General features: G+C 51.0%; 27 protein-coding genes. 18 read left to right on the top strand and 9 right to left on the bottom strand.

Features of this window, described 5'->3' with window-relative positions; all coding sequences use genetic code 11:
- Nucleotides 1-46 precede the first annotated feature (46 nt).
- Nucleotides 47-1,423 carry a replicative DNA helicase gene (locus DHf2319_RS07865; protein ID WP_243477622.1) on the top strand — a complete coding sequence of 459 codons (1,377 nt, stop codon included), beginning with the start codon at nt 47-49 and terminating at the stop codon, nt 1,421-1,423.
- On the opposite strand, the gene pdxA is transcribed toward DHf2319_RS07865, so the two are convergent.
- The 4 genes from pdxA to DHf2319_RS07845 all read right to left on the bottom strand — a co-directional run bounded on the left by pdxA (nt 1,420) and on the right by DHf2319_RS07845 (nt 5,132).
- Nucleotides 1,420-2,415, bottom strand: a complete 996-nt coding sequence (pdxA, locus tag DHf2319_RS07860; RefSeq protein WP_243477621.1) for a 4-hydroxythreonine-4-phosphate dehydrogenase PdxA — start codon at nt 2,413-2,415, stop codon at nt 1,420-1,422. The two genes, DHf2319_RS07865 and pdxA, sit on opposite strands and share 4 nt — an antisense overlap.
- On the bottom strand, nt 2,415-4,115 hold the full coding sequence (locus DHf2319_RS07855) for a PhoH family protein (RefSeq protein ID WP_243477619.1): 1,701 nt from the start codon (nt 4,113-4,115) through the stop codon (nt 2,415-2,417). The genes pdxA and DHf2319_RS07855 overlap by 1 nt, the downstream gene beginning before the upstream one ends.
- 98 nt (nt 4,116-4,213) lie before the next feature.
- Nucleotides 4,214-4,684, bottom strand: a complete 471-nt coding sequence (locus tag DHf2319_RS07850; protein WP_243477612.1) for a peroxiredoxin — start codon at nt 4,682-4,684, stop codon at nt 4,214-4,216.
- 1 nt (nt 4,685) lies between these two features.
- Complete coding sequence (locus DHf2319_RS07845; RefSeq protein ID WP_243477610.1) at nt 4,686-5,132, bottom strand: Mth938-like domain-containing protein; 447 nt, start codon at nt 5,130-5,132, stop codon at nt 4,686-4,688.
- Between the two features lie 210 nt (nt 5,133-5,342).
- Here DHf2319_RS07845 and alaC point away from each other — a divergent pair, with 210 nt between their 5' ends.
- Genes alaC through crcB form a run of 4 tightly spaced genes read left to right on the top strand, consistent with a single transcriptional unit; the run spans nt 5,343 to nt 9,640 of the window.
- Nucleotides 5,343-6,527: an alanine transaminase gene (alaC, locus tag DHf2319_RS07840; protein ID WP_243477606.1), complete on the top strand. Its 1,185-nt coding sequence runs from the start codon at nt 5,343-5,345 to the stop codon at nt 6,525-6,527.
- The gene (locus DHf2319_RS07835) at nt 6,527-7,828 is read left to right on the top strand and encodes a homoserine dehydrogenase (protein WP_243477605.1); all 1,302 of its coding nucleotides are present in this window, start codon (nt 6,527-6,529) and stop codon (nt 7,826-7,828) included. Before alaC ends, DHf2319_RS07835 begins: the two co-directional genes overlap by 1 nt.
- A complete protein-coding gene (thrC, locus tag DHf2319_RS07830) occupies nt 7,828-9,237 on the top strand; it encodes a threonine synthase (protein WP_243477604.1) in 1,410 nt (469 codons plus the stop codon). Before DHf2319_RS07835 ends, thrC begins: the two co-directional genes overlap by 1 nt.
- A 4-nt stretch (nt 9,238-9,241) precedes the next feature.
- Nucleotides 9,242-9,640 (top strand): fluoride efflux transporter CrcB, encoded by a 399-nt coding sequence (gene crcB / locus DHf2319_RS07825; RefSeq protein ID WP_243477603.1) that lies wholly within the window; start codon nt 9,242-9,244, stop codon nt 9,638-9,640.
- Here crcB and hpnE read toward each other — a convergent pair.
- Genes hpnE through hpnC form a run of 3 tightly spaced genes read right to left on the bottom strand, consistent with a single transcriptional unit; the run spans nt 9,620 to nt 12,674 of the window.
- The gene (gene hpnE, locus DHf2319_RS07820) at nt 9,620-10,969 is read right to left on the bottom strand and encodes a hydroxysqualene dehydroxylase HpnE (RefSeq protein ID WP_243477602.1); all 1,350 of its coding nucleotides are present in this window, start codon (nt 10,967-10,969) and stop codon (nt 9,620-9,622) included. The two genes, crcB and hpnE, sit on opposite strands and share 21 nt — an antisense overlap.
- Nucleotides 10,966-11,844, bottom strand: coding sequence for a presqualene diphosphate synthase HpnD (gene hpnD / locus DHf2319_RS07815; RefSeq protein ID WP_243477601.1), 879 nt, complete (start codon nt 11,842-11,844; stop codon nt 10,966-10,968). Before hpnD ends, hpnE begins: the two co-directional genes overlap by 4 nt.
- A gap of 5 nt (nt 11,845-11,849) precedes the next feature.
- Nucleotides 11,850-12,674 (bottom strand): squalene synthase HpnC, encoded by an 825-nt coding sequence (gene hpnC, locus DHf2319_RS07810; protein ID WP_243477600.1) that lies wholly within the window; start codon nt 12,672-12,674, stop codon nt 11,850-11,852.
- A gap of 215 nt (nt 12,675-12,889) precedes the next feature.
- On the opposite strand from hpnC, the gene DHf2319_RS07805 reads away from it, so the two are divergent.
- The gene (locus DHf2319_RS07805; RefSeq protein ID WP_243477599.1) at nt 12,890-13,201 is read left to right on the top strand and encodes a hypothetical protein; all 312 of its coding nucleotides are present in this window, start codon (nt 12,890-12,892) and stop codon (nt 13,199-13,201) included.
- A 25-nt stretch (nt 13,202-13,226) separates the two neighbouring features.
- Nucleotides 13,227-13,643, top strand: a complete 417-nt coding sequence (arfB, locus tag DHf2319_RS07800; protein WP_243477598.1) for an alternative ribosome rescue aminoacyl-tRNA hydrolase ArfB — start codon at nt 13,227-13,229, stop codon at nt 13,641-13,643.
- A gap of 32 nt (nt 13,644-13,675) precedes the next feature.
- Here arfB and DHf2319_RS07795 read toward each other — a convergent pair whose 3' ends face one another.
- Complete coding sequence (locus DHf2319_RS07795) at nt 13,676-14,845, bottom strand: nucleotide sugar dehydrogenase (RefSeq protein WP_243477597.1); 1,170 nt, start codon at nt 14,843-14,845, stop codon at nt 13,676-13,678.
- A 115-nt stretch (nt 14,846-14,960) separates the two neighbouring features.
- On the opposite strand from DHf2319_RS07795, the gene dtd reads away from it, so the two are divergent.
- The 11 genes from dtd to DHf2319_RS13190 all read left to right on the top strand — a co-directional run bounded on the left by dtd (nt 14,961) and on the right by DHf2319_RS13190 (nt 24,147).
- Nucleotides 14,961-15,410: a D-aminoacyl-tRNA deacylase gene (gene dtd / locus DHf2319_RS07790; protein WP_243477596.1), complete on the top strand. Its 450-nt coding sequence runs from the start codon at nt 14,961-14,963 to the stop codon at nt 15,408-15,410.
- A gap of 215 nt (nt 15,411-15,625) precedes the next feature.
- Nucleotides 15,626-15,847, top strand: coding sequence for a hypothetical protein (locus DHf2319_RS07785; RefSeq protein ID WP_243480058.1), 222 nt, complete (start codon nt 15,626-15,628; stop codon nt 15,845-15,847).
- Nucleotides 15,848-15,858: 11 nt separating this feature from the next.
- Nucleotides 15,859-17,223 carry a hypothetical protein gene (locus DHf2319_RS07780; protein ID WP_243477595.1) on the top strand — a complete coding sequence of 455 codons (1,365 nt, stop codon included), beginning with the start codon at nt 15,859-15,861 and terminating at the stop codon, nt 17,221-17,223.
- A complete protein-coding gene (locus DHf2319_RS07775; RefSeq protein ID WP_243477594.1) occupies nt 17,207-17,764 on the top strand; it encodes a hypothetical protein in 558 nt (185 codons plus the stop codon). Before DHf2319_RS07780 ends, DHf2319_RS07775 begins: the two co-directional genes overlap by 17 nt.
- 2 nt (nt 17,765-17,766) lie before the next feature.
- Nucleotides 17,767-18,156 carry a hypothetical protein gene (locus tag DHf2319_RS07770; RefSeq protein ID WP_243477593.1) on the top strand — a complete coding sequence of 130 codons (390 nt, stop codon included), beginning with the start codon at nt 17,767-17,769 and terminating at the stop codon, nt 18,154-18,156.
- A 2-nt stretch (nt 18,157-18,158) separates the two neighbouring features.
- A complete protein-coding gene (cpaB, locus tag DHf2319_RS07765) occupies nt 18,159-18,989 on the top strand; it encodes a Flp pilus assembly protein CpaB (RefSeq protein WP_243477592.1) in 831 nt (276 codons plus the stop codon).
- Nucleotides 18,990-19,143: 154 nt separating this feature from the next.
- On the top strand, nt 19,144-20,463 hold the full coding sequence (locus DHf2319_RS07760; RefSeq protein WP_243477591.1) for a type II and III secretion system protein family protein: 1,320 nt from the start codon (nt 19,144-19,146) through the stop codon (nt 20,461-20,463).
- Entirely contained in the window at nt 20,423-22,120 is a 1,698-nt protein-coding gene (locus DHf2319_RS07755; protein ID WP_243477590.1) for a TadA family conjugal transfer-associated ATPase, read from the top strand. Before DHf2319_RS07760 ends, DHf2319_RS07755 begins: the two co-directional genes overlap by 41 nt.
- Nucleotides 22,120-22,971 carry a type II secretion system F family protein gene (locus DHf2319_RS07750; protein ID WP_243477589.1) on the top strand — a complete coding sequence of 284 codons (852 nt, stop codon included), beginning with the start codon at nt 22,120-22,122 and terminating at the stop codon, nt 22,969-22,971. The genes DHf2319_RS07755 and DHf2319_RS07750 overlap by 1 nt, the downstream gene beginning before the upstream one ends.
- Before the next feature lie 19 nt (nt 22,972-22,990).
- Nucleotides 22,991-23,776 carry a type II secretion system F family protein gene (locus tag DHf2319_RS07745; protein WP_243480057.1) on the top strand — a complete coding sequence of 262 codons (786 nt, stop codon included), beginning with the start codon at nt 22,991-22,993 and terminating at the stop codon, nt 23,774-23,776.
- Nucleotides 23,707-24,147, top strand: coding sequence for a DUF192 domain-containing protein (locus DHf2319_RS13190; RefSeq protein ID WP_369810169.1), 441 nt, complete (start codon nt 23,707-23,709; stop codon nt 24,145-24,147). Before DHf2319_RS07745 ends, DHf2319_RS13190 begins: the two co-directional genes overlap by 70 nt.
- Here the strand turns inward: DHf2319_RS13190 and DHf2319_RS07740 are convergent.
- Complete coding sequence (locus DHf2319_RS07740; protein ID WP_243477588.1) at nt 24,082-24,858, bottom strand: BPSS1780 family membrane protein; 777 nt, start codon at nt 24,856-24,858, stop codon at nt 24,082-24,084. The genes DHf2319_RS13190 and DHf2319_RS07740 overlap by 66 nt on opposite strands.
- Nucleotide 24,859: the final 1 nt, after the last annotated feature.

Raw genomic sequence — 24,859 nt, 5'->3', positions numbered from 1 at the left:
GCCCAACTTGCGCCCAAGTTGACGCGCTTGGCGATATGATCGTCTTATGAACCAGACCCCAGAACCTGACCTGCAGTACTTGCGTGTTCCACCCCATTCGATCGAAGCTGAGCAATCAGTGCTCGGCGGGTTGTTGCTTGACAATGCCTCCTTTGAGCGGTTGACTGATCTGCTCGGGAAAGATGATTTCTACCGGCACGACCATCGACTGATTTGGGAACACATTGCCAGATTGATCAATCTCTCGAGGCCAGCTGACGTCATCACTGTCAACGAGTCTTTGGCCAGCGCAGGTAAGGCAGAAGAGGCGGGCGGTTTAGGGTATCTAAACGCCCTAGCTCATAACACGCCGTCTGCAGCCAACATTCGTCGCTACGCTGAAATCGTGCGCGAGCGATCAATGTTGCGCAAATTGGTTGAAGTAACCGATGAGATCGCCGCTGCGGCTCTGAATCCGCAAGGCAAAGAGGCTCGTCAATTGCTTGACGAGGCAGAATCCAGGGTCTTTAAAATTGCACAAGAGGGTGCAAGAAGCTCACAAGGTTTCCATGAAATCCAGCCACTGCTGGCTCAAGTCGTGGAACGAATTGACGAGTTGTACCACCGCGAGGGGGACTCTGATGTGACGGGTATCCCAACGGGGTTTATAGATCTGGATCGAATGACGTCTGGTTTGCAGCCAGGCGATCTGGTCATCGTCGCTGGGCGTCCCTCCATGGGCAAGACCTCATTTTCCATGAACATCGCCGAGCACGTTGCGATCGAACAAGGCTTGCCGGTGGCGGTTTTCTCCATGGAAATGGGGGCGGTTCAATTGGCCATGCGAATGCTGGGTTCGGTTGGGATGCTGGATCAACATCGCATGCGAACCGGGAAATTGCTGACTGATGACTGGCCACGCGTGACACACGCGGTTCAGAGAATGCAAAACGCTCAGGTGTACATAGACGAAACACCAGGCTTAACCGCTGTTGACTTGAGAGCTCGAGCTAGACGTTTGGCTCGCCAATGTAGCCGTCTTGGGCTGATCGTCATTGACTATATTCAATTGATGTCATCTTCGGGCGGTGGGGAAAACCGTGCGACCGAGATTTCAGAAATTAGTCGGGCTCTAAAGTCGTTAGCCAAGGAGCTTGAGTGCCCTGTGGTTTGTCTTTCGCAGTTGAATCGATCTCTTGAGCAGCGTCCTAATAAACGTCCCGTGATGAGTGATTTGCGAGAATCCGGCGCGATTGAGCAGGATGCGGATTTGATTTTGTTCATCTATCGTGATGAGGTCTACAATCCCGATTCGCCGGACAAGGGCACAGCTGAAATCATCATCGGTAAACAGCGTAATGGTCCTATCGGAACAGTGCGCCTAACATTTCAAGGTGAAAGTACCAAGTTCCTGAATTTTACCGGTGGTGGTGGCAGCTACTAGTTGGACCGACTCTGATTGCCAACTAGGATACGGGCTATATCAACAGCCTGCGCCAGTGAGGACTCACTGGCAAGACCTTTGCCGGCAATGTCAAACGCTGTGCCGTGATCTACGCTTGTGCGAACAAATGGTAGTCCTACGGTGATATTGACGCCCTCATCAATTCCTAAGTATTTCACTGGAATCAATCCTTGGTCGTGATATTGGGCCACGACCACATCAAATTCTCCCGTACGTGCCCGCCCGAAAATTGTGTCGCCAGGCCATGGACCAGAGACGTCAATACCTAGTGCGCGCGCTTGTTCTATCGCTGGTGCAATGATGCGCTGCTCTTCATTGCCAAATTTGCCTGCCTCACCAGCATGCGGATTCAAGGCCGCCACGGCAACTCGCGGGGCGTTTATCCCCAACTGTTCACAGGCCCTATGGGCCAGTTGTATGGCCTGAATTTCCAGATCGATTGTGATCGTCTGTGCAACTTGTCCCAGTGGGATGTGTATGGTGACCAGTACAACGCGAATCGCATTATTAGCCAGCATCATAGCAACCGGCACGTCGCCACAACGATGCGCAAGGATTTCTGTGTGACCCGGAAAGTCGTAGCCCGCCATGTGAATGGCTTGTTTGTTTAATGGTGCTGTGATGATGCCTTGTAGCTGTCCTTCTAAAGCATCATCGATGGCTCGATCAACACATTGGTAGGCTGCTTTGCCTGCTTCGGCACTGACCCTGCCGGGTGCGAGATCAACCGATACAGGATCACAAGCTTGATAAACGGGCAGGGCGTTAGGGTCTATCGCCTCGTCTGGTGTGGTGAGTATCTGCATAGGTCGTTCCAGACCGAGCCTGTGCATGGTTTGCTCGATTGTATTGCTGTCACCGTAGATCACACAGTCTGGTGGTGCGTTGTGTTGATATAACTTGACGATAATCTCTGGCCCTATGCCGGCAGGGTCGCCCAAGGTGATACCAAGACGAGTTTGACGATCCACTACAAAACGTCTCCAGCGTAATCAGCTAGACGAGAACGCTCGCCGCGCTGCAAGGTAATGTGTCCGGCATGCGGCCAGCCTTTGAATCGGTCGACCACAAATGTCAGTCCTGAACTGCCTTCTGTCAGGTAGGGAGTGTCGATTTGGGCAATGTTGCCCAGGCAAACCACCTTGGTACCTGGCCCAGCACGGGTAATTAATGTTTTCATTTGCTTGGGCGTTAAGTTTTGTGCCTCATCAATGATCAGAAATTTATTCAGAAATGTTCGGCCACGCATGAAATTTAATGACTTCACTTTAATGCGCGATCGAATCAGGTCCATGGTCGCAGCGCGGCCCCAGTCATTGCTATTGTTATTGCCCTCTGAGTCGCCCATATTCAGCACATCTAGGTTGTCTTCTAGTGCACCCATCCATGGCAACATTTTTTCTTCTTCTGTCCCAGGTAAAAAACCTATGTCTTCCCCAACCGGTACAGTCACACGCGTCATGATGATTTCTGTATAGCGTTTAGTTTCGAGCACCTGAGTAAGGGCAGCAGCCAAAGTCAGTAGCGTCTTGCCTGTGCCTGCTTGGCCAAGCAATGACACGAAGTCCACATCAGGATCCATTAATAAGTTCAGTGCAAAGTTTTGTTCACGATTACGTGCCGTGATACCCCAGACATTATTTTTGGCGTGGGTGTAGTCCCGCAATGTAGCCAGAACAGCTGTCTTGCCGCTGACTTCGCGTACCTGTGCGTGTAACGGCAGGGAGCCATCGAAGTACACAAATTGATTGACAAGAAATTGACTGCAAAGAGGACCCTTGATTCGGTAGAACGTGATGCCACCTTGTTGCCAAGATTCAATATCCTTGCCGTGTTTGTTCCAGAAATCTTCCGGCAGCACTTGAACACCGGTGTACAGCAGATCGGTGTCTTCAAGTACATGATCGTTAAAGTAATCCTCTGCGGCTAGTCCAAGTGCTCGTGCCTTCAGGCGCATGTTGATGTCTTTGGAGACAAGAACTACCTCACGGTCACTAAATTGCTTTTGCAGCGCGCTGACCACGCCCAGGATCTGGTTGTCGGCTTTGCCCATCGGCAAGTCGTCCGGCAAGTGATTCGCCAGGGCAGTGGTCTGGAAAAAAAGTTTACCCGTGGCGTCTTTGTTGCCGAGCCTGTCCAACTCGATTCCCTGATCGATCTGTTCCAGGTCTTCTACCAGCGCATCAAGTGATCGGCTCACTTGACGCGCATTTCGGGCAACTTCAGACATGCCCTTTTTGTGATGATCAAGCTCTTCGAGCGTCATCATCGGCAAGTAGACGTCGTGCTCCTCAAACCGAAACAGGCTGGTTGGGTCGTGCATTAAAACGTTGGTGTCCAGGACGAATAACTTGGTGACCACGTCCGCTTTTGGTTTTCGGGACTTAGCCGATTTGTTTGCGGCTGAGGTATTGGCCGACAAGCCTGTCGCACCACGCTTACCTGCGGGTTTGACCGATGTCAGCTTGGCTGTGCTTGGTGCGGGTGCCAGCAGTGCTGTCGGCGGTGAAGCTGTCTTGGTGTCCGAGATTGGTGCGGCCGTTGTCTGGACTATTTCCGCATTGTCAGAGCGGCTCTGGGATCTCACGCGATCGGTGGTAGGTTTTGGCTCGGCCATTGATGACAGATCCAGCAGAGTAGCGGGTCGAGACGGCAGTTTGGGAAGCGGCATGAATAACTATCTCCGTGGTTAAGCCGAAATATTTCGTGACACCTACACTGCCATGACAGCTTGACAGTTTTGTTACAGACATGACAACCTATGTTCAATCATGCGAGGGACTGAGCTGCTTGCAGCACCTCTTGAACGTGACCGGGCACTTTCACGCCACGCCAGACTTTGGCAATCTTGCCGTTGCTGTCGATCAAAAATGTGCTCCGTTCAATGCCTCGAACGGTTTTGCCATACATTTTTTTGTCGCGGATGACGTCGTAGAGCTGACAAACCTGCTCTTGTGGATCTGAGATCAATGGATATTTCAGACCAAGTTTTTCGCTGAATTTGACGTGCGAACTGAGTGAGTCGCGTGAAACACCGGCCAGATAGCAATCAGCACGGCGAAATGCCTGCTGGTGTTGCTGAAATGCCTGCGCCTCTGTCGTGCATCCGGGCGTGTTGTCCTTGGGGTAAAAAAACAGGACCATCTTGTGTCCGTTCGTATCTGATCGTTCGATAATGCCAGCGGTGCTCTCAGCTCTGAAATTAGGGGCGCTGTCGCCCACGCTCAGGGGTTTACTCATGTCAGGTTTTCTCCAAAATCAAGGCGGCAATAACACGACGGCCTTCCGCCATCAAAATGTTGTATGTTCGCGCAGCCGCGCCGGTAGACATGCATTCCACACCGACACCGGCACGCAATAGTGGACCGACCACGTCCGCGCCAAGCATGACTTGCCGTTCACCGGTGCCGACAAGCAACACTTCAGGGCGGTTAGGGTCAAGTACCGGGGAATCATCATCGGCATCAAGAAATGCCATGGGATCTTGAGTGCTTTGGGACAAGCCACAGGCTTGCATCAGCGACGCAGATGAGATGTCGTTGGCGTCGTGTGCAGGCCATGGATTAACAACTCCTTCAGGCCCAAAAGCAATGGCGGTCTCGAAACGTGTCTGATTGATTTCAATAAAGCCGTCACCGTATGCGGTAACGGTATTTAAGCTCGGATTGACATCGTCATGCAACTTCAAAACAAACTCCTATTGTTTGATCGATAATACATGACCAGCCTGTTTGCGCGATTAGGGTTTTTCTCGTGCTGTGGCATATTTGGCACGGTCATACGTACTAGTTACGGCCATTTCAGCATATGAATTTGCTGCAATGCGACAAATGCGCTAGATTAAAGGGTTTTCTAACCTAGGGTTTTTGCGCCTTGCCTTTGACTTGAGCTTTTTGATATGAAACATTTCCCCCGAATTGAGCGTTTGCCGCCATACGTGTTCAACATTACTGGCGAGTTGAAAATGGCGGCACGACGGCGAGGGGAAGACATTATCGATATGTCGATGGGAAACCCCGATGGGCCAACGCCAGATCACATCGTGGACAAACTAGTTGAGGCATCACGTCGCCCAACGACACACGGTTACTCAGTTTCAAAAGGTATTCCACGCCTGCGCAAGGCGATCACTGATTGGTATGCCCGGCGCTATGACGTGTCATTTGACCCAAATTCTGAAGCGATCGTCACGATTGGCTCAAAGGAAGGTTTGGCGCATTTGATGCTGGCTACGCTAGACGCTGGTGACACGGTTCTGGTGCCGAATCCAAGCTATCCGATCCATATTTACGGGGCAGTGATTGCTGGCGCCAATATCCGGTCTGTGCGCATGACACCTGGTACCGACTTTTTCGCTGAGCTCGAGCGAGCCGTTAGCGAGTCGATTCCAAAACCAAAAATGATGATTCTCGGGTTTCCGAGTAACCCTACTGCCCAATGCGTTGACCTGTCATTTTTCGAGCGCGTGATTGCACTGGCCAAAGCACACAATATTCTGGTCGTTCATGATTTGGCGTATGCAGATATTTGCTTTGATGGTTATCAGGCGCCGTCAATCATGCAAGTACCGGGTGCCCGTGATGTCGCCGTCGAATTCTTTACGATGAGCAAGAGTTACAACATGGCCGGCTGGCGCATCGGTTTCATGGTGGGCAATGCTGAATTGGTCAACGCACTAGCGCGCATCAAGAGTTATCACGATTACGGTACGTTCACCCCTCTTCAAGTTGCCGCCATTGCAGCGCTCGATGGTCCGCAGGATGCGGTGGCTGAGATTGTCGAGAAATACCAGCGACGGCGGGATGTCTTGGCCAAAGGGTTACAGGAAGCGGGTTGGGATGTAGAGGTCCCCAAGGCCTCTATGTACATCTGGGCCCATATCCCTCCAGCCTATCGGGATATGGGATCTCTGGAGTTCTCTAAACGAGTTCTGGAAATGGCCAAAGTTGCAGTGTCTCCAGGTATTGGGTTTGGTGACCAAGGCGATGAATATGTGCGCTTTGCCCTTATAGAGAACGAGCAACGCATCCGGCAGGCTGTGCGCGGTATCAAGGAAATGTTTCGAAAGGATGGGTTGCTTTAATGGAGTCAATTAAAGTTGGTTTGCTTGGTTTAGGTGTTGTTGGTGGCGGCACCTGGAGCGTCTTGCAACGAAATGCGGAAGAGATTAGTCGACGGGCGGGACGGCAAATCGAAATCGTGCACGTGGCTGTCCGGGATGTGGCGAAAGCACGCGCAAGGGTGGGCGATGCGGTTTCGATCACGAACGATCCGACCGAGGTCGTATCAAACCCACAGGTTGATATCGTGGTAGAACTGATCGGCGGCACGACCTTGGCGCGTGAACTTGTGCTTGCTGCGATTGGTCAGGGTAAACATGTCGTGACTGCCAACAAAGCGTTGCTCGCGACACACGGCACGGAAATCTTTGAAGCCGCCTCAGCCAAGGGCGTGATGGTGGCGTTCGAAGCTGCCGTTGCTGGAGGTATACCCATTATCAAAGCAATCCGTGAAGGTTTGACGGCTAACCGGATTGAGTGGATCGCTGGCATCATCAATGGCACCACTAATTACATTCTTACCGAAATGCGCAATCGCTCGATCAGCTTTGAGCAAGCTCTATCCCAAGCGCAGCAGCTTGGATATGCTGAAGCTGATCCTACCTCGGACGTTGAAGGGTTTGATGCTGCGCAAAAGCTCACGTTGCTTGCATCAATGGCCTTTGGTATTCCTGTTCAGTTGTCTCGGGCTTATGTTGAAGGTATCACGCATGTCGATGATCAGGATATCAGTATCGCTGAGCGGCTTGGGTTTCGGATCAAACTTTTAGGAATTACACGCAGGCGCCCTGAGGGTATTGAACTGCGTGTGCATCCAACGCTTGTGCCTGCTAACAGCATGCTAGCTAATGTCGAGGATGCCATGAATGCCGTATTGGTCAATGGTGATGCAGTCGGGCAAACGCTTTACTATGGCAAAGGTGCCGGTGAAGAACCAACAGCCTCCGCTGTAGTCGCAGACTTGGTTGACGTCACACGGCTCCACACTGCTGATCCTGAACACAGGGTTCCACATCTTGCATTTCAGCCCGAGTCGATGGTGGATATTCCAGTGCTGCCAATCGAGGACGTTCGATGTGGGTACTACCTGAGAATGACGGTCAATGACGCCCCTGGTGTGCTTGCTGAGGTTGCGCGAGTCCTTGCAGACAACGAGATTTCGATTGGCTCCATGATTCAGGAGCCTGCAGCTGATGGCGTGGCAACTTTGATTTTCATGACCCACCTCGCCTTGGAGAAAAACGTACTGGCAGCCACTAAAGCCGTTGAAGCGATGCCTTTCATGCGCTCGGCTGTTACACGTCTGCGTGTGGAGTCCTTCTGATGAAATACATCTCGACCCGCGGGGGTATGCAGTCCCAGATGTTTCAAGATGTACTGCTTGAGGGTTTGGCACCTGATGGTGGCTTGGCCGTGCCAGAATCTTTGCCCATCATCTCAACCCAAGTGCTCGAACAATGGCGATCATTGTCGTACCCAGAGCTCGCGGCTGAAGTCTTGAGTTACTTTGTGACTGACATCAATGCAGTGGATTTGAAGTCGATAACAGCAGCTGCATACAACCCTTCTTTGTTTCGTAGCGAATCGATTGTAGATGTTCGTGAACTAAATGACGGGTTGTACCTTCTTGGCGTGTCCGAAGGACCAACGCTGGCTTTTAAAGATATCGCCATGCAGTTTCTCGGGCAGGTTTTCCCCTACGTGCTGAATGCGCGTGGCACAACACTCAATATTTTGGGCGCAACCTCTGGCGATACGGGGTCTGCCGCTGAATATGCCATGCGCAGCAAGCCAGGTGTGGCTGTCTTTATGCTGTCGCCCCATGGCCGCATGAGTGCATTTCAACGTGCGCAGATGTATAGCCTGATGGATGAAAATATCCACAATCTGGCAGTGCGAGGGGTGTTTGATGAGGCCCAAGACATTGTCAAAGCCTTGGCAGGTGATCTTGATTTCAAGCAAACGTATCGCCTAGGTGCTGTGAACTCGATCAATTGGGCACGGATTGCGGCGCAAATTGTCTATTATTTCTGGGGATGGTTGCGGTCGACCACCGGTCCCAATCAACAAGTGTCATTTGCAGTGCCGTCGGGGAATTTCGGCAATATATTGTCAGGCCACATTGCCAGACGAATGGGGTTGCCGATTCGTCGTCTGGTGTTGGCCACCAACGAGAATAATGTTCTTGAGGAGTTTTTTCGGACAGGTATTTATCGGCCACGTTTGCCAGCGCAAACCCATGCCACGTCGAGCCCTTCGATGGATATCTCACGCGCGTCGAACTTTGAGCGGTTTGTTTACGATTTGCTCGAAGGTGATGCTGCCAAGGTGAAGTCCCTGTGGCAGCAATTGGCAACTGACGGATATTTTGATTTGTCAGCCTATCTCGATCGGTTTGAGCGTGATTATGGCTTTGTAGCCGGTGTTAGTTCACATGAGAATCGTCTATCAACCATACGTCGTGTGTTTGATGAGTCCGGTATGTTGATAGATCCACACACGGCCGATGGCGTTAAAGTGGCAAGCCATTATGTCGAGCCCGGTATTCCCATGCTGGTATTGGAAACGGCATTGCCTGCCAAGTTTTCCGAGACGATTGAACAGGCATTGGGTAGGCCGGCACCGCGCCCGCCAGGTCTTGAAGACCTTGAATCCAGACCACAACGTGTTGTTGAGCTACCTTGTGATGTAGCCAGTGTTCGGGACTACATCAAGGATCACGCCAAGGTTTGATGAGATGACTCAGAGCCCATGGACACTCGCAAATTTTTTGGCGATCGGCGCGGGTGCTGCAGTGGGAGCCTGGGGCAGGTGGACGCTAGGGTTATTGCTGAACCCTGGTCCTGATCGTTTTCCGATCGGTACTTGGGTAGCCAACTTAAGTGGCTCATACATTATCGGACTTACCTTGGCATACGGCATTTTGAACCCTGATTGGCCAGCCCACGTTAGGTTGTTTCTCATCACGGGGTTGCTTGGGGCCCTCACGACTTTTTCTACCTTCTCAGCCGAGACGGTGACTTTTTTTGAGCAAGGCCGCATTGGCCTAGGCGTCACGTATGCTGCAGCATCGTTGTTCGGTTGTCTTGCCATGACCGCCTTGGGTTGGTGGACATTACAGGCTTTGCGCGGTTAATGTCTGATCTGTTCTTAAGCGAGCGAGATGATGGACGGCCTTTATGCCGCTAAGGACAGCGCCTTCAATCACTGCAGGATAGCCGGTGTCGGTCCAGTCGCCAGCCAAGGCGATTCGTGGGTTGGGTGTTTCGCATTTGGGGCGCACTAGATCGGGCAGGGCAGCAAAGGTGGCTCGTTTTTCCTGATAGCAGCGCGCTGCAAGGACCTTACCTGTGTATGTGGGCCAATCGCGCTTTAGTTGTGCAAGCAGTGAATGGGCTAAGCCCAGATCGTTATCTTTGATCAATCCGTCAGCACAGCTTATGACAAATGCCAGTTGAGCAGTTGGAGAGGCGCCCATAAAGGCATTTCTGTCAAACACCCATTGGGCTTGGATATCTGATCCAAGTTTGCCGTGATCAAACATCAGTAACGGTGCCGGTAACGGTTGGTGTCTATCAACCGATACATAGCAGGTTGCGATTGAACGAAATTGGAATTCTGATAGTCCCTTTAACAGACCTTCGAATGGAGCAATGGGGGTAATTAGACGTGCCAGGCTATTAGGTGGAACGGCCAAAACGCAGGCGTCAAATTGGTTTCCGTCAATGAGCACACCATTTGCTTGCGGTTTAATCTCACGTACCACATGCCCCCATCTGGTGGTGATTCGCTTTGCGATATGTGCAGGCCATAGGTCGCTAAGTGTCTTTGTCGGTAACAGTAAATCGATGGCACCCGGCTCGTTACTAATCAAGCTATCTTGCAGCACATTCTGAAACAAGACGGCGGATGCTTGGTCGGGCTTGGTGTTCATGGTTGCCAAGCATAGCGGATACCATAGCCAGCGACACGCTTGTGGCGTTTGCTGTTGTTCAGAAAGCCATTGCGTGACAGTGAGACGATTTGGTTTTTCTTGGTGGTTGGCAGTGCGGGCTTGTCGAAGACGCCATAGCAGGGCACTTATTTGCCATTTATCTTTTAGGCTCAAGCCTTTTGCTGCCAATAGCACCATGGCATTAGCCAGGGTCGAACTGCTTTGTGTGGCACGGTGTCTAATTCTGAATTGCCCATCAACACTTTGTAGCCATAATGGCAGTCGTTTCAGGCTTGATGCAATATGCTGATGTCCAAGATCACGATTGAGAATCGAAAGTGTGTTGCGATACGCGCCAATGAGTAGGTGCTGTCCATTGTCTAAATCGCCAAGCTCAGAGTCGTGTACGGCACGCGCTCTACCGCCGGGCGCGTGCGACGCGTCAAACAGCGTGACTTCAAGGTTATTAGCCAGGCATTCGCTAGCAGCAGCCAATCCTGCCCAGCCTGCGCCAACGATGCCGATTTTCATGTGGAATCGGCTGCACGACGTAATTGTTTGAGTGCTGGCTTGCCACCCCAAACCCAGTTACGCCACGCGAGCCAGAGTTTACGTACAGGAGTCAATGCGATGCGTCGATCAAGCACTTGCCAGTCTTCATCTTCGATCTCATCGAGCAAAGTGGCGTAGATAGCAGCCATCATAAGACCTGGGCGTTGCCTGCGCTGATCAATGGCCGGTAGGTGCTCGGCCGCATCTCGATACAAGGTTCGTGCACGGTTCGCTTGAAACTTAATCAGATTCTCAAACTCAGCGGTATGCTTGCCCGCCATAATGTCGGATGCCTTAACGTTGAACTGCGCTAACTCATCGAGTGGCAGATAAATACGCCCACGTCTGGCATCATCGCCTACGTCACGGATGATGTTCGTCATCTGAAACGCCAAGCCAAGTTTCGATGCATATACCAGGGTTTCTGGTTCTTGATACCCAAAAATTCCGGCAGATAGCTCACCGACCACGCCCGCAGCGTGCCAACAATATTGCTCTAGATTTTCCCAACTGTTGTACCGCGATAGGTCAAGATCCATTTCCATACCAGTGATCACGGCTTGAAGTCTTGCCTCTGTTATGTCGAACGCTAGTAAGTGAGGTTCAAGGGCTCGTGCAACAGGATGGGTAGGCTTGCCTTCAAACATCTGTGCAACCTGGGTACGCCACCAGGCTAATTTGGTTCGGGCTATGCCAGCATCAGTACACTCGTCTACAACGTCGTCAACTTCGCGGCAAAACGCATAGAGAGCAGTGATCGCTCGCCTACGCTCGGGGGGCAAGAACAAGAATGCATAGTAGAAACTCGAGCCGCTACGCGCAGCTTTATCTTGGCAGTATTCGTCAGGCGTCATGACATTTATAGTGCTCTAGCGAGCATACGGATCCAGTCAAACTTGTTTAATGTGGGTCTGTGATTAAAAACATCACAATCAACAGCCTCTATTTTGTCAAGAATTCGTAGACCACCTGCAATGATCAATCTGATTTCAAGGGCTATACGACCTTTCAGTTTTCGGCCTAGCGGCGCACCCTTTTGCATCAAATCCCGACAAATGCTTATTTGCTGACGCATGAGTGTTTTCCATGCGTGATCACATCGCCCCTGCATAAGATGTTCGACGGTCACGCCAGCGTCACTTAATGCATCGGCTGGTAGATAGATTCGTTGCTTGCGTATGTCAATCGCTACATCTTGCAGGAAATTGATCCGCTGCAGTGCCGTGCAAATGGCATCTGATTGGTTCAGACTTTCTGGGTCGACTTGTTTGAATAGGTGCAACATCAGTCTTCCCACCGGATTGGCAGACCGTTTGCAATAGTCCATCAGATGGTCCTCGTCCCGATAATGCTGCACTTGAGTGTCTTGTTCAAATGCTGATAAGAGATCGGTCAGTGGCTTCAGTGGAAGCCGGTGTTTTTGGATGGTTTTTGCAAGCGGCAGAAATATGTCATCAAGTATAGGGTCACCGACAGTTTGCGTATGAGGTTGTTCGCTGATCAGTACTAATGCGTGGCGGAACTTTGCAAGTTCGGACTTGCGCTCTGAGGCGGTCGCGTCGCCCTCGTCAGCAATGTCGTCTGCCGCCCGTGCAAAACGATAAATGTGTACAACATCCTCCCTCAAGCTAGATGGCAATAGTAGGGATGCGACAGGGAAGTTTTCGTAATGGTTAACGGACATGCGAGCATCAGCGAATGTATGATTTGTCGTGTATTGTAGCGACGCCTCGTCGTGCAATGGCTGATGAGTGGCAGTACGTAGCGAGATGCTGGCGGTGAAGATTAAGTGTTCGAATTGATTGTTTCCATTCTTGCTCTACGTACCCCGACTGTCGGCATTAAAACTGCATTTAAAAATAAGGCCAAAGTTTGGCTAAAAATTACTGAGATAACACCATGAAACTGCTGATCGCCTTACTGTTGGTTCTTGCCACTGCCTATTTTTACCCTCAATTTAATGAAGATACAGGATCGGTGTGTGGTGCGGTTGAGAAACGTTTCGTGCGTGATGCATTTAGTGGATCGACGAGCACAGATCTGTTTGCGGCACTACTGGCATCGGGGGCCAGTGACGGCGCTTTGGCTTCGGCCATGATCAAAACGGCTTATCCCAATCTGCCTGCAACGCTCGGATGCTTGCGCATGTATTACGAATTGATGCTCGATCCGGATGTGGCTAAAAATGCGCTGGAACTTCAATCTAAGTAATTCGCTATCGCTCGCCGAGGATCCCATGGCTGTCATTCGACTGATTACTGCAGATGAGGTTCAAATGACAGCCATTCGTGCACAAGGGCCCGGTGGACAGAATGTCAACAAAGTATCGAATGCAGTTCATTTGCAATTCAACATTATGGCCTCTGCCTTGCCGTTTGAAGTGAAGCAGCGGTTTCTACAAATGCGAGATCACCACATCAATCGCGAAGGGATCGTCACGATTAAATCGCAGAAGTTTCGAAGCCTTGCTAAAAATCAAGACGAAGCGCTCAGACGCCTGAACGTATTGGTGGCCAAGGCGTATGAGGTGCCCAAACAACGTCAGCTCACTCGACCAACGAAGGCCTCTGTCGAACGTCGTATTGAGCAAAAGATCAGGCTTGGTCAGCGAAAACTGAGTCGGACAAAACGCTTTAATGATCGTTTTGAATAAAGAGTCACTAATATGGGTTGTGGCTTGAGCCGCTAGATATCGCTATAAAAAAGATCTCGACTGTAAACCTTTTGCTCAACATCACGGATCTCATCGGTAATCCGATTAGCCACAATCACATCAGACATCTGTTTAAACGTCGCTAAATCAGAAATCACTTTGGAGCGATAAAACTCAGAGTCTTTGAGCACCGGTTCATAAACAATGACCTCCACACCTTTGCCTTTCAGACGTTTCATGATGCCTTGAACTGAGCTTGATCTGTAGTTGTCAGATCCGGCTTTCATCACCAGACGATAAATACCCACCACTTTCGGATTACGCTTCAGGATATCGAATGCCACAAAGTCTTTGCGAGTGCTGTTGGCTTCGACAATCGCGTTTATCAGGTTTTGCGGGATGTCTTTGTAGTTGGCTAGCATTTGCTTGGTGTCTTTTGGCAGGCAGTATCCCCCATAACCAAAGGAAGGGTTGTTGTAGTGACTGCCTATGCGTGGGTCAAGACATACCCCGTCGATAATTTCTCGTGGATTCAAACCATGCGAAGCGGCATAAGTGTCGAGTTCATTGAAGTAAGCCACGCGCATGGCCAGATAAGTGTTGGCAAACAGCTTAATGGCCTCGGCCTCGGTACTGCCTGTAAACAGCACAGGAATGTCTGATTTGATGGCACCTTGTTTCAGTAGTTCAGCAAACTGATGGGCTCTCGCAGTGTCTTCTCCAACAACGATCCGGCTGGGATACAAGTTGTCGTAGAGCGCTTTGCCTTCACGCAGAAATTCTGGTGAGAACAGCAATTGTTCAGTTTGGTACTGGGCGCGGGCCCGCACGGTAAATCCTACCGGGACGGTTGATTTAATGACCATGACGGCATTTGGATTGACCGTGATGACGTCCTTGATTACAGATTCTACTGAACTCGTGTCAAAGTAATTGTTCTGGGGGTCGTAGTCGGTCGGTGTAGCGATAATCACGTAGTCAGCATTGCTGTAGGCGTGTGTTTTATCCAGCGTAGCCTGCAATCGCAGCGGATGGTGGCTTAGGTAATGTTCTAGTTCAGTATCTTGGATAGGTGATTCACGCCTGTTGATCTGGTCGACTTTGGTAGCGTCAATGTCAAAGGCTATGACCTCGTTGTGCTGAGACAACAAAACGGCATTTGATAAACCGACGTAGCCGGTGCCTGCGATCGCTATTTTCATGATGTCGCGTAGCCAATAAGTTTGTTAGAGTGAGACTCACAGCTTACTGGTCAAAGTTTAACGCAGTGTTTCAGTGGTTGTTTAACTGCACTGTCAGTTGGAGCAAACATCGCAAATGAAAGTGCTTTTACAACGAGTTCAATCTGCAAGTGTGGCAGTGGCCGATGAAGTCGTTGGCCAAATAGGTCCTGGCTTGCTTTTGTTGGTTTGTGCTGAACACGACGACGATGAGGTTACTAGTCAGCGACTGATTGACAAGGTTACCAAGCTACGTATTTTCTCGGATGATCAAGGCAAGATGAATCGTTCAGTGCTCGACGTAGGGGGTGATCTGCTCATCGTGTCGCAGTTTACGCTGGTTGCCGACACCTCAAAAGGAAATCGACCAAGCTACAGCGGGGCAGCGGAGCCAGCGATTGCCAAGCGTCTTTATGACTGTTTGATCGAGCAAGCAAGAGCTACTGGCTTGGTGGTTCAATCCGGGAGATTTGGGGCAGACATGAAAGTAAGTCTCATCAATGACGGACCCGTCACGATTCCATTGTCGATGGAGTCATCGCAGTGATTTGAGGACTATTTGGGTTCAAATTTTGAAGCATTGCGTATTTTTGCGAATTGAATGGATGGTTGTACTTGTGCAGACTGTTGTCTTTTTTGAAACCAACCAAAAAGGAAGGCAGTATGCGTTTGTCACAATCTGCACAACTAGTACCGACGCCACATCGCGCACCCAAACCCAAGGACAGTCGTAAGCGGCGCGATCGACAGCGTGGTCAAGGCATGACCGAGTACATCATCATCGTGGCACTCGTTGCGGTGGCCGCCATTGCGGTTTATCAATCGTTCGGGCGTGTAATTCGATCTCAGACTGCCGCCATTGCCAATGAGTTGGCAGGCGAGAGTTCAAGCAAAGCTATATCAAGCGCTCGCAAAGCAGCCGGCGAAGCAAACAAGCAAATCAAAAATAAGTCATTAAAAGATTACGGCGCGGCGAGCCGCTAACGGTTAGTGGCATGCGTAAATCAAGACAAAAAGGTGCGGCTTTGGTGCTGGCAATTGCGATTGCCAGTGTGGCTGCGATCGCCTGGCAACAGCGGGCCTCCCTATCGCAGCTGTTGATGGCGCAGCATGTGCTCGAGCAATCAACAGATGCGGCTAGCTTGGCTGCTGCTCAGCACCATGCCCGATTGCTTAATGCGCATGCTTATTTGAATCGCACCGTAATGGCTCACCAGGTTGCCATGGCGCATTTACTAACGATTGCTAGCGCGGAAAAAATGCGTCGAGAAATGAGCATTCGATTCACCCGCTTTAACCCCCCGGTCTATCTAATTGCCATGATGTTTGGTCCGCATCATGCTGCCGCTTATGCGGCTTCACAATTTAGTGTCGCGGGATCGACATTACAGGGGGTGCATCAGCTGCATGCGGCTTTTCGGCGGCACGATCAAGCCATCACAGGTGAGCTCAAGCGGGCCAGAAAGTCTTTGTTGTCCAACGTTGAGCATGATACTCGTGCCATTGTCTGGGCGGTGCTCGATCGAAACATCAGTAAAAAAGATACTGCTTCGCCACGCCTAGACGTTCAGGTTGAAATGCCAATTCGTGATCTTGGTCTCCAGACCATCCATCCTACCGATTCAGTCTGGCGTCATTGGTTTAATCAGACCATCAATCAGCACCAGTACCTTCAAAAGCGAAGCGATACAGCTATTAGTTGGTGGGTAGTTGATCCAAAGTGTCCCCATTTGCGGCATAACCTGCGACGCAGGGGAGACTCGAGCTTCGAAGTGGATGGGCTGTGGCAAGCCACGGATACATTGTCGTTTCACGCAGTGCGTGGCTTAAAAATTGTGCTTTGTTACTGGCGCGAGTACCCGATGGGTTTTGCCAATATCAAAAGTAATGCCGGCAAGGCAACCGGTCTAAGTGACTGGGATCAGTCATTGGCTGATGCTGGAGATTTTCCGGATGACTTCCGAAAAATTACTTTTTTTCGTTGGTTTACATCTCAATTTGCACTGACTGCTATGTTCCACGGCTTTGCCAACGTGCTAGCAGACGGTTGGGGATACAAAACACAGTTGCGTTGGCGCGCTCATAGTCGAGTGCAGCCCTATGTGTTGCGCCAAGGGCAACAGTTGCGAACCAAAGTATCCGTTGCTCAGCGTCTCGATAGTTTAAAGGATCCAATGCTTAAGCTTGGGCTTCGCATCAAGGGTCTTTTAAGCGTGCAATCAGATTGGGGCGCAGCTTTATCAGCGACCTCAGTCGCCGAGGCTTATTACGATCGGTTTCAGCCAAGATTGGATCAGCGCTCTGAAATTCCAAATCTATTTCAACCATTTTGGATGGCAAGAAATGTGGCAACGCGTTGAGGCACAGTTAAGTGCTAGTAAACAGTCTGGGCAGGTACTGGCTGAAGCAGTGGTGGTATTGCTTTTGTTGGTGGTTTTGCTTGTTGCGATCGATACAAGTGGACGTTGGCAATATCGATGGTTAACGCAGTGGCTTGTGGCACAAAATGCAGCTGATGCAGTCGCGCTTGATCACCGCGAGTTGCCGCCTGGTGCATCGGTCACGACAGCGCATGTCAGTCGTTGGCACAGTCAGGTCATGCGCGAGTTTTCCGTTGGACACCCGCAATGGCACCGCATTCATGGTGAAGGCAGATTTGCACAGGTAGCTTGGCGCCTGGTTGGGGCAGGACAAGCAAGTCTGGATAAATCGGTTAGTGATCGTATCGAGCGCGCGCCTCAACTTTGGCGTAAATCCGAATTTGCCAGCAAAGCCGTTGTGCATGTCCTGCTACCCACAATTACTGCAGTGGAGGCCCCATGGGAAAGCAGGGGTTCGCCTACCGAGTGGTTAAGGCAATGGCAAGGATCAACGCCAGAGGCCTATTTGAGGCCAAGGTAGAGATGAAATGGTTTATTTGCCTATGGTCAGGACTTCTGGTGCTCTCTGTCACGGGTGAAACTGGCGCCTGCAATACCTGGGATGCATTGCCTCATGCTGCGTTACGCAGCCTGTCACTGTGTGACGAGCCCGCTGTCGAACGTCAGGTCGGCCAAGCGTGCGTGCGACATGAGTGGTTATGTGGCAGAGGTTCATTTGTATCTTGGTTCCAACACTGGATGGCTGAGATAGACGAACCCATCATCATGGAAAAGCGGCTAGGGCAGCTCATCTTTAGCGGTGATCATCACGATTTGGCGTGGGCTCTTTTTTGGGCGCCAGTCCAACATGAGGACAAAGGTTTTGCGGTTTTAGTGTCTCGGATACGCGCGGTACCATCTAAGGAGAAATAATCTTGGCTCAAAACAAGGAACGCTGGTTATCACTAACCAAGCGCTTTGCATTGCCGCTTGTTCTTGGCATTGTGACGATTTGGGGTGTGCATCATTACTTGAACAGGCGCATACAGGACCTTGACGAGCGATCTAGACAAGACATGGTTACTCGCGTGGTGGTTTCCACGTCGTTGCCTGCCGGCACAATCCTATCATTCGACCACCTGTCTTTACGTGAAATGCCACAGGCGTGGGCTAGCGCAGATAGTTTTGAGACTGATCAGGCTCAGAATCTTGAGGGTATGCTGCTGTTGCAGGATGTCATCGCTGGACAGCCACTAACTCGATCTATTCTTGCCAACCCTAAGCCACCTGCGTTATCCGAGCAGCTCGCTCCTGGGCGACGTGCAGTTACCATTCCTGTTGATCATGTGAGTTCTTTATCAGGAAGGCTAGAGTCCGGGGATCTGATCGATCTCTATGTGACGTTTACTCACCAAGGGCAGCGGGTGACGACGCTGCTAGTGACTGCAGTCCGTGTTCTCGCAACCGATCGACCTCTGGTTGATACACCCTACGAAATGCGTGAGCAAACGGTCACCTCTGTCACGCTCGACGTTTCAGCAAAGCAGGCAGTCAAACTCGTCTCCGCCAATCAAGGTGGCGTCTTGACAGCCGTACTGAGGCTCGATCAAGAGCAAGAATTGTCAACCAACACAAAATCGGCGTCCGAGGTAGGCCAGGCAAATCATCTAGCAGGGTTTGTGGGGCTAGCACCTTCACTGGGTGCTGAGCAACCGCCGGCGATTATTTATGGCGACGTCGGCAGTGTCCTGGAGCAACTCCCATGAGATTGGTAATGTTTTTACTGGTGTTTATTGCTGTTTTGATGGCTAGAGAGGCGGTCAAGGATCAAAGCTTGGCGACACGTCAGTATCTGTTGACCACTGATTTCAATCAGGCAGAAAGATTAAGTAGTAGGCATGATTTAGCACGGGGTCGGCTATGAAGAAAGCTTGCTGGTTGCTCGGTTTACTGGGTTTGTTAAGCGCCAATACGTTTGCCAAACCAACCTCTCTATCATTGGAGGCTGGCAGTGCTCATGTTGTGCGCCTTGAGGGTATCAAACAGGTTGCTGTGGGCAATAGCCAGTTAATACAAGCCAATGCCGTTTCTGCCAGCGAGGTCATTCTGTTTGCGAAACAGGTTGGTTCCACCACGGTGGATATCTGGACGCATAAAAATGGTCATCATGCCTACCAGGTGACGATCACAACTGCTGGGCTTGAGCAACGTTTGCTTCAGGTTCAGGCTGTTCTAAAAGAGTTTGCCGGCGTATCGGCCAGGCTAGCTGGCCAACACATTGTTATAGAGGGAAGGGAGGTTTCATCGCAGACTCGCAAAAGGCTTGATCAATTACTGGCCCGATACCCTGATGTGGTTGATCTCACCAGCTCGATTGCTTGGGATCAAATGGTCATGCTTGATGTCAAGGTTTTGGAGTTGCCCCAACATAAGTTACGTGAGATTGGTGTGCATTGGCAATCATCACCTAATGGCGGGCTGTATGCTGGGGCTGCCTTCAAACTCGGTAGCGCTGGTGTCAAAATGACACAGGAAGGTCCCCTGGCTGGAGCTGGTGCATTGTTTGGAATGAATGACTTGTTGACGGCACGACTGCAGTCGATGACTCAATCCGGGCAGGCGGTGCTATTGGCACAGCCCCAATTACTAGCGCGTAGTGGCTCGCCAGCCTCTTTCCAGGCGGGCGGGGAGGTTCCCTATGCATTTGTCGACAAAGACGGTAAACGAACCACTTTGTTCAAGAAGTATGGTGTGATGCTTAACGTCACGCCGGAAATTGACCGCCACGGTGCCATCCGGGCGAAGGTTGATGTTGAAGTCAGTTCAATTGATCCAACTATATCCACTGAAGCCGGTCCTGCAATACGGATGCGCAAGACCAGTACGGAGTTCAATGTCAAGTCTGGTCAGACATTGGTCTTAGGTGGATTCATTTCACATGAGAAAGTCGATGGCCAGCAAGGATTTGCTGGTGTGCATACGGACCAACAGCGTCAAGTTGAACTGGCAATATTTCTGACGCCGGTAATCGTTACGCCCGACCACCCCGATCTAATGGCTCGTGTGGCAAGGGCTCAGACTGTAGAGGACTGGCAAATTGGTCCGATACGAAACCTGAATGTGCCAGTCACTGGCCAGCCCGATTCCTCGACCCATCAATGGCATCCCGCTCATCCTGCTTTGTCCCAATGGGAGCAGGGTGGAGCCATTGGACGCGGCAACACGTATTCGTTTGATTAACGCTCACCACCAAAGGGGTATAGAAAAATTGTTATCGGTTGATATTCGATATGAGGACGGACGTGAGCAGGCGCTTGAGGTGGCGGTGCCCGCCGTCATCGGTAAAGATGCGGAGTGTGAAATTCGTCTTGCGCACTGGCGCGTTGGCCGCACGCAAGCACGCGTGTCTAGGCTTGGCGAATTCCTGCAGATTGAAGATCTTGGCAGCTTGCTAGGGATGCGTGTCAATGGTCTGCGCTGCGCTCAGCACTTTCCTCTTCTAGCGACTGACGATGTCACGATTGGACCTTGTCGCTTACGTTTCAGATGGGTTCAGCCTATCCGCCAAGAACAGGCGTTTGGCAGCATGCAGTCAGATGGCACCAAGATTGATTTGCAACAATCCACTGATACGGTGGCACCTGAAATCCGGTCTGAGTTGCATGCAGAACTTATTGCATTACTCGATGTGCGTAAGCTCGATTTGAATAACTTGCCAGAGCAAGTTCTTAAGAGCAAAGCACAGGAAATACTTCGGGAAATACTCGCTCGTGATAGCCGAGGCCTGAGCGTTGCTCAACAGGAGCAAGCCATTGATGCCGTTGTGAGTGATGTGGCAGGGCTTGGTGTTTTACAACCTTTGATTGAAGACCCATCTGTGTCCGAAATCATGGTCAACCGACACGACCAGATTTATGTTGAGCGCGAGGGGGGACTGAAGAGGCACAGTGTTCATTTTGTGAATGATGCGGCGGTGCGGACCGTCATTGAGAGAATTGTTTATCCACTTGGGCGACGCATTGATGATGCGTCGCCCATGGTTGATGCCCGATTGGCGGACGGATCGCGTGTTAACGCAGTGATCTCTCCAATAGCCTTGCATGGCGCCTGTTTGACTATCCGTAAGTTTCCGACCAAGCGGCTAGAACTAGCCGATCTTGTTCGTCTCGGGTCAATGACTCAGGAACTAGGTCATTTCTTGAGCGTATCTGTGCAGCAGCGCTTGAATATACTGATCTCCGGTGGTACGGGGTCTGGAAAGACTACATTGCTCAATATTCTCGGTAGTCAGATCCCACATCACCAGAGAGTTATCACAATTGAAGATGCGGCCGAGCTACAGATTGGGCATCCGCACGTGGTTAGCCTAGAGTCTAGGCCGCGTAACGTTGAAGGCAACGGTGAAGTTACGATTCGCGACCTGGTGCGCAATGCCTTACGCATGCGTCCGGATCGAATCGTAGTTGGTGAGTGTCGGGGGGCAGAGGCAATTGACATGCTGGCGGCCATGAACACAGGACATGATGGATCGCTCACGACCTTGCATGCCAATAGTCCTAGAGATGCACTGTCGAGACTTGAGACCATGGTGCTCATGGCAGGCAAAGAATTGCCACTGCTTGCGATTCGGGATCAAATCGCGCGCGCTATTCAGCTAGTGGTTCAGCAAACCCGATTGCCCGATGGACGTCGCATGGTGACCGCCGTAGACGAAATCACAGGGCTTGAATCCGGGCAAATACAATTGCAACCCCTAGTCCGACTTGATCAAGTTCAAGGCTGCTGTCTGCCACAGGGCTTGCCGCCTACTTTTTTGCAGTCATGGCGAATGTCAGTTACAAGTGGTGAGCTGTGTAAGGTTGAGCAATGGTTTGCACGAAGCGGAGCACTTAACTGATGCCACTGTACTGGTTATGGTTGGTCTCAGGTGCTATCGCTGTGGCATGGGTTGTTTGGCTGATTCAAAGAGCGCTGTACTTGGCGCTTGATCGCCACCGAACGCTCTACACCTCAGAAGCTGAACACCGCTTGCGTGACTTGTTTCTGTTTGTGGATTTGAAGCTGCTTTGGCCAGCGGCTTTTATTACAGGAACATTAGTTTGCGTGATTGCGGTGGTGACCGGTCTTGGCATCATTGCGGGATTGATCGCCATGTTGATCTGCTGGTGTCTGCCCAACCTAGGTATTGGCTGGGCAAGACGTCAAAGAATCAAAGCCTTTGAGCAGCAGCTACCCGAGGCGTTAATGTCGTTAGCCGGGTCGATGCGAGCAGGATCTAGCTTTTCAGCGGCATTACAAGGATTGGTGATGCATGCTTTGCCGCCGTTATCCCAAGAAATGTCAGTGGTTAATCGACAAATTAGATTGGGCGCGAGTGCGCCCGATGCTTTTCAACAGCTGGCTGTCCGTCTTGCTGCAGACTCACTGGATTTGCTGGCTATTACTGTGCGCGTTGCAGTGCAAACAGGAGGGCCCCTGGCCGCGATGCTTGAGCAAACTGGTCATACGATGCAAGCTAACCAGCAAATCAAGGCAAGGCTTTCAGCGCTCACGGCGCAAGGTTGGCTACAAGCCTGGGTAATGGGCGCCATGCCGCTGGCATTGATGGCTGCTCTTGGTGCCATGGATCCAAGCTTTGCCCAGGCATTGTTACATACAACCGAAGGACACATTGTCTTGCTGGTGATCGGTTTTTTTGAAGTGCTCGGCATTTGGTGGTTACGTCGCACGGTCGCTTTATCGGTGTAAGGGGAAAGTAGTGGACTCGATGTCTTTAGGCATTGCCATACTGGCAGGGGTTGCCGTGTTTATGCTGATATGGGCAGCAGCGGGTCTTGCCGGCACTGTCCAGTCCACGCCTTGGCGACAGGCATGCGAGCCGATGATGCGATGGACGGTCAGGGAACGATATGCCAGACAGATCTGTCTGGCGAATTTGCCTGCCTGGCATGTCACAGATATTTGGGCTTTGCGACTGGTTGTCGCACTAGGGGCGGGCTGCGTGGTGATGTTTATAGGGCTTGCATGGTTCTGGATTCCCGTTGGCTGTTTGATCGGTTGGTTGGCTGTTGGACTTTGGTTGTCTCAACGGATAAAGCAACAACAACATTTATTGACAATTCAGTTGCCGCCATTTTTGGATTTGCTCAGCATGAGCTTGTCAGCCGGGATGAATCTGCAAACAGGCGTACAACTTGTGCTTGGTTTTCAAGGTAAGACGGCGCTGGCAAATCTTTGGCGCACATGGCTATTGCAGGTGCGCTCTGGGACTGCTCGAGTTCAGGCATTTAAACAAATGCTCGATCGGGTTCAGTCATCCGCTCTTAGACGAATCTGTGTTGCGTTGATACAAGCCGAGCAGTCTGGTAGCGGTATGGCAGCGAGTTTGCAAGCGCATAGTCAGCAACTTCGCCAGGAGCGGCTGATGGAAGCTGAGAAACAAGCATTAAAAGCTCCGGTGAAGATGCTTCTGCCGCTGGTGGTTTGCTTTTTTCCGAGCACTTTTCTGGTGCTTGGTTTTTCAATCTATATCAATTTGGGAGACCTGTTTTGAGGCTTCACACACATTCGCTGGACATCACAATTTGCCAGAACTTCAAGTCCCGTCTACTTGGTTTGTATTTGAGCCAGCCCATCGGTGCACGACAAGCTGTGCTGCTCTCAAAGTGCAATTGTGTTCATACATTCGGCATGCGTGAGCCGCTTTCTCTGGTTTTCCTGGATAAACACTTCAGCATCGTCAGAGAACAAATCAATGCCAGTCCTATAAGGGTATACGGTTGCTTTAAAGCCCGACATGTCATTGAAATGGCACGCAAGACGAATGAAACATTCGAGCAGATACGCAGCGAAATCTTGTTACTGCGACAAGATCCCTTTATTGTTGAACACCTTGATAAACGTCGGATAAAAACTAGCGTATAGAACACTGCCCAGGAATACATTGAAAGGCAGTTGTAGCGCAGCGGCGATGTCTAACGGTATTCCTAGCGATACGACAATGCCCACCAACAGGTCTGCGCCTAAAAATATCGCTGCCCAAGCCACACCGTAGACCAGAAATGCCCATTTGTTGCGCCAGCATGCGATTGCACTGAAGAACAGTGATTTACCGATCGGTGTGCCATGCCAGCCAATGAGCACGGGTGAATACCAAAATAGAGCCGCAAAGAGAAAGTAAAACAGAGCGAACAGGAGCATCGGTGTTTGCAGTGTTTCGATCAGCGGCGTCATGTCCTGTGTCTCACTCAGTATCTGCATCGCCTCCCCAAGTTGCCCAGAAAAGGGCAAAAATACCAGTAGCCCAACACCTAAGCAAATCCCCACATAAAGAACACCGAGGATGAGCAGTTTTTTAAACAGTCCCTTGGGTTTAAGTGGTTCGATCCACATGCTCGGCAGGAGCTTGCGGCCGTCAGCGACATGACGGGTAATTGACAATGTCACCAAGGTAATCGCAGGCATCAGCGCAATAAACAGTAACGGACCGATGGGGGCTGTCAACGTGGCAAAAATCAATATCAACGTTACAAACATGGCCCAGCTAAAAAGCGCCATAGGCTGTCGCTTAAATAGTGCCCAGCCATCCATAATCCATTGCCATCCAGCGGTCGCTGGTAGAGATACTGCCTGCATG

Source organism: Orrella daihaiensis (assembly GCF_022811525.1).
In the GTDB taxonomy this organism is placed as follows: domain Bacteria; phylum Pseudomonadota; class Gammaproteobacteria; order Burkholderiales; family Burkholderiaceae_B; genus Algicoccus; species Algicoccus daihaiensis.
This window is presented reverse-complemented; position numbering and strand designations above follow the sequence as displayed.